Source organism: Desulfobulbaceae bacterium (genome assembly GCA_013792005.1).
GTDB lineage: Bacteria > Desulfobacterota > Desulfobulbia > Desulfobulbales > VMSU01 > VMSU01.
The window spans coordinates 1-10842 of sequence record VMSU01000130.1 but is presented as its reverse complement, the minus strand read 5'-3'; the positions used below and the strand labels follow the sequence as shown (position 1 = coordinate 10842).

Here is a 10842-nt window from a genome sequence, read left to right as displayed (position 1 = left end):
TGAGTGAGGCCATACATATGGTATGCCGAACGAGCAAAACCGCCACGCAATTCAGTTCAATCCCCGCTGGTGTTGGACGGGGACGCAGTAGATCGGACTTTTTTTGCGACGCCATCAAATTTGAGTTACTTGAAACAATTAGCGGCAATCCAGAAACTCGGCGCCCGACTGAACCAGTTTCCCATATTCTCTGCCATTTCATTGGCCTTTGACCCGATTTTCGAGTAACTATCGATGGATATCGTACCCGAAGTCTCGCACGTCCATCCAACTGCTAAGTCATCGATCAATTCCCATCCTAAAGGATTTTACAATGATAGACATCCCGATGATTACCACCACCCAAGGCGTAACAGAATTAGCCAACCGTCTGCAAGATGAGCAGATCGTGGCCTGTGACTTAGAGGCAGACTCACTCCATCGATATCAGGAGAAAGTCTGCCTGATCCAGTTTTCTATCCCAAACTTTTCCGCGCTTGTCGATCCTCTGGCCGGGCCTGACCTCTCACCCCTTGCTTCTGTCATGACCAATCCGGCCATTCGGAAAGTTTTCCACGGGGCTGATTACGATGTCCGTTCTCTTCACCGAGATTTCGGCCTTGAGATAAAGAACCTGTTTGACACCATGATTGCTTCCCAGTTTCTTGGAAAAAAAGATCTGGGTCTCGCCGCTACCTTGAAAAAACGATTTGATGTCACGTTAAATAAACAGTCGCAAAAAGCCGATTGGAGCCGAAGGCCTTTGAGTCCAGAGATGCTGAACTATGCGGCCATGGACACCCGTTTCCTTATCGATTTGCACATGCAGTTAGAAGAGGAACTTCAAAAAAAAGGTCGGCTATCTTGGGTAATTGAGGAGTGCTTCTTCCTGGAGCAGGTTCGGGTTGCCGCGAGGAAAAATGCCCCCCTGTTCCTCCGCTTCAAAGGAGCCTCACGGCTCCCCCCAAGAACATTGGCAGTGCTTGAGGAATTACTGCATTTCAGAGACGAACAGGCACGCCGGATGGATCGGCCCCCATTTAAGGTAGTAGGAAATGAAACCTTGGCGGAACTTGCCACAAAACGTCCTCTAACGATCAATACTCTAGTAGACATTAAAGGCCTGAGTGAAAATATCACTCAGCGGCATGGCAGTGGCTTGCTGCGCGCTATTGCCAAGGGTTTAGCCATTCCCGACACCAAACTTCCCCAATACCCCCTATCCCCCCGCCCAGAACGAGACCTTCGCAAGGATTCCCGACTGAAACGTCTCAAGCGATGGAGAGAGATAAAGGCCAGCGAGATGACACTAGATCCTGGCATCTTAGCCAACAATATCCTGTTGGAGGCATTGGCAAACTTACCGGATGGCGCGCCTGTCAACGAAATCATCCCCCGGAACTGGCAACGAGAACTCTTTGCTGACGAGATCACGCGGGAACTTGCTTAAAGGTAACAGGTTTTCATCAAACCAAAAAAAAACCGGGATAGGCTTCCGCCCTCCCGGTTTTTCTTATCCTACTCTCATTCGACCCAATCAGGCCGAACTTCACATCTGCTACTTCTTAAAGTTCACATCGAGCCCACAAAGAACTGCGTGAGGAGCACCGGCATCGGTACCGATCTCTTTATCATGACACGAGAGACAAGCTGATGATGCCTTACCGATAAACTTTTGGGCAGTTACATCATAGAGTTTAAGCTGTCCGTCCATGCGCCACTCGCCATCAGCAGGAGCGTCCGGTGTCTTACAGTCAGGAAGGATGGCCTTGGTCCGGGAAGTGGCAATAACGTACTTGCTGTCCGGTGTAAAGATGGCGTCATGAGTCTCTTCAAATTTAGGCATGGGCTCTGCATCCAAAACCTTAAGTGTCGCGGCGTCAATCAGAAAGAGGATATCTCCGGTGGCGTTAGCGATATACTTGCCATCCGGTGAGTAATACTGACGGAAGCTGATAGATTTCTTGGCATTACCGTCAGCCACACCCTTACGCAAGACCTTTACCTTACCCTGCTCCAACTCGGCAGCGTCCAGCACGAACATATGCATTTTTCCTACTACATCGCCCAACTCCTTATTTCCCTGATCAACATCTGACTCATTGATGGTGATGAGAACTTCCTTCATGTCCGGAGAGTTGACACCATGGAAGTATTTATATCCTTTTTTGATGTCAGCTTCAGTCCCCTCAAGAAAGACGGTGTGCATGAGCTTCATATCGCTCTTCCGGATTACACTGATATACCCTGGCTTATTCATGGAGATAGGCATAAAATAATCCTGAGTCTGGGCGGAAGCACAGAAACCAGCTTTGGTGTTGATTACCGATCCCGGAATCTTGAAGACCACATCACTTGCTACCTCACCGGTTTTCAGATCTGTCTTACCATAGTGATAAGAGTTATCTGCTGCTGGATCGGGCTTATAAGTGGACCAATACATAGTGTCACGGTCTTTACTATCAATACGAGCATCATGGGTCGGATGCGAAGCGCCGCTTCCGATATTGACCATATCAAGCTGGCTAATGCTGATCGGGGTTTCGGCTTTGGGATCGATCGTAAATTCGGCTTTGGCGAAATGACCACCCATCCCGGCAACGAAGGCAGTACCAGCGTAGCTGTCAGCGCTAGCGGTTGATGCTGCACTCAGCAGGCCAAGGGCGATGGTGCCGGTAATCAGGGATCTAGTCCATCTCGATTTGGTAATTTGCATGCTGCTCCTCCTGTAAAATGTTTGGGCTGTAGCTCCGGCTTATTTTTTTTATTACCAGTGACTATCAGCATACTTATGTTGGCCTACAACCAAAACCTGCCACCAGGTTGTAGTCCCAATTCCAGGTGCGACATTTTGCCGCACATCTTGTTGTCAATATACTGAATCGTGGTATATTGGCAATAATATTTTTGCTTACTGGAAAATAATTAGTTTTTTTCTTTTTATTTTTAATTACAACGCGATCCATCGATGTTTTTTTGTCCGCAATGAGGAGAGATAAGGAATGATTATTGAGTGCAGAGGTCTAACCAAAAAATATGAGGTAGGTAACAGCAGCATCCCTGCTGTTGATCGTGTGAACCTGTCCATCGACAAGGGAGATTTTGTGGTTATCCTGGGTCACTCAGGCTCAGGAAAAACAACTTTATTGAGCCTTATTGGCGGATTAACCACTCCAGATAACGGTCAGGTTTTCGTAGATGGTGTCGAGAACTGGCGCCAGTCGGACAGGTCTCTCTCCACCATCCGCAACAGCAGGATCGGTTTTGTCTTTCAGTTTGCCAGCCTCATACCCAACCTTACCGTGATGGAAAATATCCTCCTGCCCCTCTCCTTTTGCCGGCATCCGGCAGGAAACAGGGAAATGGCAGCCGAGATCCTCGCTGAAGTCGGCTTGGCCGACAAGGTTAACTCTTTTCCATCCCAACTCTCCGGGGGGCAGCAACGTCGCGTTGCTATCGCCCGCTCTTTTATCAACTGTCCGGATATCATCCTGGCCGATGAACCGACCGGCGACCTGGACGAAGAAACAGAGGGAGAGATCTTAAGCCTGTTCCGAAAGTATCATCAACAGAAGGAGACTACCTTCATGGTTGTCACCCACAACACCCACCTTGCCGCCACCCAGGAAAATCCCAGAGTCTTCTTCATGCGACAGGGTGTCCTGGCTATCCAACCACCTGAAACATCGTAAGCGGTCACAGGATACCCCATCTGCTTTGTCAGCGGCCTGCTCTCATACAAGTGTATAGCTCACAGGCCGCTTTCGCGCATCTGGGGCACCCTGTAACCGCTTACAGTCCTTGCTTGACTAGGGATTGGCCCCTGTGATCACGTACGAAACATCACCTCTCCAGACATAACCCTCGCCCACAAAACAGCATAGATTGGTAGTTGCTCGGGTTATCGGTTTGCGGTTGTCAGTTAACGGTTTACGGTTAAAAGAATCATGGTTTGACATTAATCATCGCATGATACTCAATGTCAGTGTGTCCTCAACCATTGGCAGGACCCAATCACCGTTAACCCGAGTTGTCTATTCCTCTTTGATCGCCGACAAGGGTTCCATACTTGCCAGACGGACAACAGGAATAGCGGCGCCAACAAGACAGACCACAACACCTGCCACCATGGCTGTGAAAACAATAACAACATTCCCTGGAGTAATAGTCGCCACCGTGCCCAGCCGGCTGAGCAGATTGAAATCACCAGCCAGGTAATGAATGAGGGAGTGCCCTGCGACAACCCCCACCAGGCCGCCAATGGCACTAATCAGGATGGCCTCACCAAGGAAGAGTTGCATAATATGTCCCCGATGGGCGCCAATAGCTCGAAGAATACCTACCTCACGCCGTCGCTCGTTAGCGAGAACAGTGAATGTAGTCCAGGCAAGCAAAATAGCGAGAAGTGAGGAGATGGTAATGGTAATTGAAAATACCCGCACAATATCGCTCAAGGTATTACGCACCGAACTGCCAATATCTCCCCTGGTCATTATCCCGACCCCTGGATTGATATTACGAATATCATCAACGACTTTATCTATGGGCACTCCGTCCCGGACTTTGACAAAGATAATGGATATCTTCCCCTGCTGATAGTTCCCGGCAGCGCCGGAAGAAATTTTGTTCAAGTCTGAAAGATTCATGAAGACGCCACGATCAAGCCCGGTATTGGTCGGCTCCAGATGCCCAACCACCTTGACTCCCTGCCCAAAAAGGCTTGCGGTGTTAATCAGCCCGAGATACTCGTACACATAGCTCCCCACGTAGACCTGCCCAGGGGCAAGACGACCGGGGCCTTCTTCCAGCCATGGTTTTACCACAAAGTCCTCATCCTGATCAAAAACAACCACCTCACCATCGTCAATACTGCAACAGCCTGATGCCAAGGTATTTAAATAAATCTGGAAGGTGGCCTTTTTGACGTTTGGCAGATCGCGAATAGTATCAAAAATAGACATGTCCATGAAAAAGCTTTTGATCTTACTCTCCAGGATAAATTCCTCGGCAAGCCCCTTGGCCTCGGACGGCACAATAATAATATCCGCGCCGAGCCGCTTTCCCGCTGCCTCCAGGTCTTCCTTTACCGCCTTGTTAAAGAGTAAGGCAAATACCAATAGGGCGACCAGGAGGGCGACCGCAAGGATCAGGATCATATTGCGGAAGATTTTCCGGGAAACACTTTTCCAGACAATGGCGAAAATAGGATAAGTACTGTTGGTGGTCATGACGTCCTTCTAGGCTGGCATTATTAAGTAATAGTACAGAACTGGCAACACAGGCCCGCAAGCTGTATTCGGTCTGGAATGTATAAAGCAATAGCCGAAGCCTTCAACGAAATCAATCTCTTTCCAACGAAGGAACGTACAGGCGCAAGCAACTCCCCACGTCAAAAATGGCCTTGCCGCAACAGATTACTCCGACAATACTCTACCGGGCAAATGATTACATACCCTTTTGACAAGTAGCCCATAGGCTGCTATGGCTCACGGATCAAGGCACCCTAGTAGGGGAGAATTAAATACCGCCAGTGCGGCCAGCTTGCTGGTTATACAACATTTTTCCTTTACCAACCCCGCAGTCATGTATATATTCAGGCATGTCCATATAGAGTGATGTATGTACTAAAATAACCACGGAATGCAGCCCTAAGGAGAACACCAACAGGTGCTCACTGATTCAACCATACTCATGTATATTGCAGGCCTCCTGATGGGGATCGTTGCAGGCTTTGTCATGCACCGGTCAGATTACTGCGTTACCGGTATGTTCCGTGATGCCATCCTGTTCAAAAACTTCTTTATGCTGCGCTCCCTGCTGCTGCAGGTCACAGTCTCTATGATTTTTTTTGAAACATTGCGCAGGAGTCATTTCCTGCCCTTGTTTCCATTTCCCCTCCTTGCCCCGCCAGCGCTCAGCAATATCGTGGGTGGCATGGTGTTCGGTCTGGGCATGGTGCTCGCAGGAGGCTGCGTAGTGGGAACCCTCTATAAGTTAGGGGCCGGCAGCCTGATCAGCGCCACCGCTTTCCTCGGTCTGATCCTGGGCAGCGCCCTCTATGCCGAACTGCACCCCTGGTGGGCCTCCCTGGTCCGGCAGACTGTCCTGACCAAAGAAGCGCTAACCCTGCCCGCGCTCCTGAATATCGACCCCACCCTGGTGATCTTAACCGTGGCCCTGCCTGCCTCCTGGCTATGCATCAGATGGTGGCAGACGGGAAGATTAACCATCAACACGTCAGTACGCGGCTACCTGCAGCCATGGAAGGCTGCACTCATCCTGGCAGTAATCGGCGCAAGCTCCTATGTTGCGATCGGCATGCCCATGGGTATCACCAACACCTATGCCAAGTTTGCGGCAATCATCGAAAACGCCATTATCCCGGCACATGTATCGCGTAATCCTTTTTTTGCGGCACAGCCTTTAGACATCGTCCACCCGGCATCAGGCGCCTTGTTACACGGTGGGGCCGGACCGGCCCTTGACTCTATCTGGACCATCCAGTTCCCCCTGATCGCAGGCATTATCTTGGGAAGTTTCATCTCCGCTCTGTTACTTAAAGAGTATCTGTGGCATACTCGGATACCGGGTCGGCAACTGGCGATGGCCTTTATCGGCGGCATCATTCTGGCTTTGGGTTCGAGGATGACCCCTGGCTGTAATATCTGGCACCTCATGGGAGGACTGCCGATCCTGGCGTTGTCGAGTCTCCTGTTCGTCATAGGCTTACTGCCCGGCGCCTGGTTGGGGAGTAAAATCCTGACCCGCGTCGTCATGTCATCGTCAAGAGGTTAACGCATGTCTGATTCCATTTACAAAGAGATCGTCATAGATATTCGAGGCCAAGTATGCCCCTCCACTCTGCTGGCCACCATGGCCGAAATGAATGAACATCAGAAAGAACTGTTGAATGGGGAGATCTCACTACTTATCATCTCCGATAATCGTCACGCCATAGCCACCATTCCGGAGACAGCCCGCAATATGGGGTATAGGGTTGAGGTGAAACAAGAATTAGGTTTTTACTCCATCCGCATCGGGCACGAAAACGGGAACTGACCATCATGTCAACAACCATTGCCGATCTCTGCACCAAAGCGAGTCAGGCCCTTGCCAATCCGGGCGAACCCCTGCTTAATCTAGACGAAACCGGCGATCTCACCCCAGTGGCACAACTGATCAATGAGTTGATTAATCACAACCGGCAACTCACTGCCGAAAACCAGAACGCCTCCACGTACATCCGGAACAAGGTCAATCAACTCCTCACGGTAATGGGCACTCTGCCCCTGCAGCCGGAAGAACTTGACGACAAATCACTAATACTTTCCGACCCAATAGGGATTGTGGCCAAATCCTTTGCCCAGATCCTGGACCACCTCCACCACACCAACAACAAGCTCGAACTGGCACGGGACGAGATCCAGGCTATTTTTGAAGCAGTCGGAGGAGGAGTCATGGTGGTGGATCGCCACGGCCGGATCTTATCCTACAATCAAAGATTCCATGAAATGTTTGCCACAGGGGAGAAAGATATCCTCGGCAAACAATGCCGGGAGGTTCTTTGCCAGAGCCAACAGCCTCTTCTCTCGCGCTGCCCACATCAGGCAATGCTAACCTCAGGGAAAACTGAATTCATACCGGAGTGTTATATAAATAACCACAATTTAACCATTGTGGCCTCTCCGGTAAAAGATAAGAACGGGGAGATCACCCGCAGCGTCATCCTCTATACCGACATCTCAATGTTGAAGGCCGCCCAAAACGAATTGGCCACCGAAAAAGAGCGGCTGCGAATCACCCTGCAAAGCATTGCGGAGGGGGTAATCACCACGGATATTGAAGGAAGGATTATCCTGGTGAATGCGGTCGCTGAACAGCTTACAGGATGGTCACAGGAGATGGCCCGAGGGAAAAAAGTCTGTGAAATCTTTTGGTTGGTTACCGACCAGAACCGACAAGAGTGCATCAATATCACCACCGAGACCCTCAAGAACAAGAACCTATCGCTCGACAAACTCTCCGATTCCATCCTGATCCACCAAGACGGGAGTGAACGATGGATCAGCCTTAACGCCACGACACTTCAGGCAAAGGACGGAGCCACTTCAGGGATTGTCGTGGCCTTCAGGGATATCACGACAGAGAAAGAGATGGAGTCTGAAATCCAAAAGGCCAGAAAGATCGAATCGCTTGGCGTTCTGGCCGGTGGACTTGCCCACGATTTCAACAATATTCTTACCGGCATCATCGGCAACATCAATCTCGCCACCATGCTCTCCCCGCCGGACAGCCCAGCCACTGAAAAACTCTCACAAGCAGAGAAGGCCTGTCATCGCGCCCAAAGCCTCACCCTGCAACTTCTCACCTTTGCCAAGGGTGGCGCTCCAATCCGCAAAACCACCTCAGTGGCGGAACTGATCAAGGAAACCGCCGAATTTTCCCTGCGGGGCTCAAATGTAACGTGCGGGCTGCACCTCGATCCCGATCTCTGGATGGCCTATATTGATGAAGGACAGATCAGCCAAGTGATCAACAATATGGTTATTAATGCCAATCAAGCCATGGCCGGTGGCGGCGACATAACCATTACCGCACGGAACATCGAGGTCACAGCCGACACCACTTTACCCATCAAGGCGGGAAAATACATCACCCTGACTATCTCCGATACCGGATGCGGCATCGAACCAGAGCTTATGGACCGGATCTTTGACCCCTACTTCACTACCAAGGACACGGGCAGCGGCCTTGGACTGGCCTCCTGTTATGCAATTGTCAAAAAGCACGACGGCCATATCGCGGTCCATTCGACAATAGGGCGTGGCACAACATTTACGGTCTACCTTCCCGCCCGAACTCAAAGACCTCCTGCCCCCCTCACCGCCAAACCCTCACCGCCAGTTGCGCTGCAACCCTTGAAAATTCTGGTGATGGATGATGAATTGATGATCAGAGAGCTGACCCAGGCCATGCTCACCCAGCTTGGCTGCCAGGTGGTGGACACCGCCGTAGATGGCAAAGAAGCCATCAATCTCTACCGTCACGCCATAGAGCAAAACGCCCCGTATGACCTTGTCCTTCTTGACCTGACCATCCCAGGCGGCATGGGCGGCAAAGAAACCATGGAGCAGCTACGGCAGATCGATCCCGATGTTAAGGCCATCGTTTCAAGCGGCTATTCCAGCGACGCCTCCATGACCTCATACCAACAATATGGCTTTAAAGCAGTTATCCCCAAGCCGTACCAGCTCCAGCAATTCATCAGCACGATTCAATCGGTAGCATCCGGAGCAGAGGTTACGAAAGAGGAATGACAGTCCCGACCGGCAACAAGCAGGTTAATGCTTTGCCAGCACGGCAGCAAGGGTATCGTGTAACGTTTTCAGCTGATAAGGTTTAGTTATCGCCCCAACAAAGCCGTGCTCCTTGGGGTTGGCCATTATCGGGTCGTTGGAATATCCGCTGGAGGCAATCAATCTCGCCTGCCCATCTAGGGCAAGAAGACATACTGCCGCCTCCCTGCCACCCATTCCCCCCGGGATGGTAAGATCCAGGATAATGGCGTCGATCTTCTCGTCCGCAACCATGGCTTGCTCATACAGAGAAATGGCCTCTGCCCCATCTTTTGCAAGACAGACCTCATAGCCGAGATACGAGAGCATCTGTTGAAAGATATTCCGAACCATCTCCTCATCGTCCATGACCAGTATCCGCTGCCCCCCCTTTGATTCAAGAGGAGGAGTGCTTTCACGCTGCTCGATCACCGTCGAGCCTTCCGTGGCGGGCAGCAGAATCGAAAAGGTGGTGCCCACCCCCTGCTCCGACTCCACCCAGATAGAGCCATGATGTTTTTTGATGATAGAATGGGTGATGGCCAAGCCGAGGCCGCTGCCCTTACTTTTAGTTGTAAAATACGGGTCGAAGATCTTGTCAACAAGGTTTTTGGCAATACCGATCCCCTGATCCCGGATCGTTACCTTGACACATGGCCCGGTGTATTCGGACGGTAACCGCTCCGTCTTCCCGGGAATGACATTTTCACCCCGAACCTCGATGACGCCACCTTCGGGCATGGCATGGTCGGCATTAATGATAATATTCTGAATAACCTGACTTATTTGCCCGGAGTCGACCTCGACAGGCCAGAGATCCTCGGCAAACTGATAATCACAGCGAACGTTGCTACCCCGAAGGATAAACTGAGAAGATTCCTTGATTATCTCGGTGATGGCAGCGACTTTTCTTACCGGTTCGCCACCCTTGGAAAAAGTAAGCAACTGCTGGGTCAGGTCCGTAGCCCGTAATGCGGCGCTTTCCGCCTGCTCCAAAAGCTGGTGCGTTTTCTCCTCGACAACAAACTGCATCGCCAGCGAGATGTTCCCTAATATCGCCGCCAGGATATTATTGAAGTCATGCGCAATGCCACCGGCCAGCACCCCGATGGATTCAAGTTTTTTGATCTTACTCCGTTCCTTCTCACGTTTTTCCTCTTCCGTCACATCACGGAATACCAGCACCACCCCGATAGTCCGGCTCTCCCGGTCGCGAATCGGTGCAGCGCTGTCGGCAATGCTTCTCTCCGTTCCATCCCGGGCTATGAGAATGGTGTGATTGGCAAGACCGACAATAGCGCCAGTGGCCAAAACCTTTTCCACCGGATTGAAACAGGGGCTGCGGTTATTCTCATTGATGGTCTTGAAAACTTCGATAAAGGGCTGGCCCACTGCCTCTTCCTGAAGCCAGCCAGTAAGCGCCTCCGCCACCTTGTTAACCAGGACCACCTTACCGTAAACATCGGAGGTAATAACACCGTCGCCAATACTGCGCAAAGTGACTGCTAACCGTTCTTTCTCGGTGGCC

The 10842-nt window shown here is 51.0% G+C and carries 8 protein-coding genes; 5 read left to right on the top strand and 3 right to left on the bottom strand.

Annotated elements, in window-relative coordinates; genetic code table 11:
• Positions 1 to 313: 313 nt before the first annotated feature.
• Positions 314 to 1429, top strand: coding sequence for a ribonuclease D (locus FP815_07640; protein MBA3014814.1), 1116 nt, complete (start codon positions 314 to 316; stop codon positions 1427 to 1429).
• Between the two features lie 108 nt (positions 1430 to 1537).
• On the opposite strand, the gene FP815_07635 is transcribed toward FP815_07640, so the two are convergent.
• The gene (locus FP815_07635; GenBank protein MBA3014813.1) at positions 1538 to 2695 is read right to left on the bottom strand and encodes a hypothetical protein; all 1158 of its coding nucleotides are present in this window, start codon (positions 2693 to 2695) and stop codon (positions 1538 to 1540) included.
• Positions 2696 to 2981: 286 nt separating this feature from the next.
• On the opposite strand from FP815_07635, the gene FP815_07630 reads away from it, so the two are divergent.
• A complete protein-coding gene (locus tag FP815_07630; GenBank protein MBA3014812.1) occupies positions 2982 to 3671 on the top strand; it encodes an ABC transporter ATP-binding protein in 690 nt (229 codons plus the stop codon).
• A 342-nt stretch (positions 3672 to 4013) separates the two neighbouring features.
• Here FP815_07630 and FP815_07625 read toward each other — a convergent pair whose 3' ends face one another.
• Positions 4014 to 5207 carry an ABC transporter permease gene (locus FP815_07625; protein MBA3014811.1) on the bottom strand — a complete coding sequence of 398 codons (1194 nt, stop codon included), beginning with the start codon at positions 5205 to 5207 and terminating at the stop codon, positions 4014 to 4016.
• A 463-nt stretch (positions 5208 to 5670) separates the two neighbouring features.
• Here FP815_07625 and FP815_07620 point away from each other — a divergent pair, with 463 nt between their 5' ends.
• The 3 genes from FP815_07620 to FP815_07610 are packed head-to-tail and all read left to right on the top strand — an operon-like array spanning position 5671 to position 9296.
• Positions 5671 to 6774, top strand: a complete 1104-nt coding sequence (locus FP815_07620) for a YeeE/YedE family protein (protein MBA3014810.1) — start codon at positions 5671 to 5673, stop codon at positions 6772 to 6774.
• A gap of 3 nt (positions 6775 to 6777) precedes the next feature.
• On the top strand, positions 6778 to 7038 hold the full coding sequence (locus FP815_07615; GenBank protein ID MBA3014809.1) for a sulfurtransferase TusA family protein: 261 nt from the start codon (positions 6778 to 6780) through the stop codon (positions 7036 to 7038).
• 5 nt (positions 7039 to 7043) lie between these two features.
• Positions 7044 to 9296, top strand: a complete 2253-nt coding sequence (locus tag FP815_07610) for a PAS domain S-box protein (protein ID MBA3014808.1) — start codon at positions 7044 to 7046, stop codon at positions 9294 to 9296.
• Between the two features lie 24 nt (positions 9297 to 9320).
• On the opposite strand, the gene FP815_07605 is transcribed toward FP815_07610, so the two are convergent.
• On the bottom strand, positions 9321 to 10842 hold a 1522-nt coding region (locus FP815_07605; GenBank protein ID MBA3014807.1), incomplete at its 5' end, for a PAS domain-containing protein.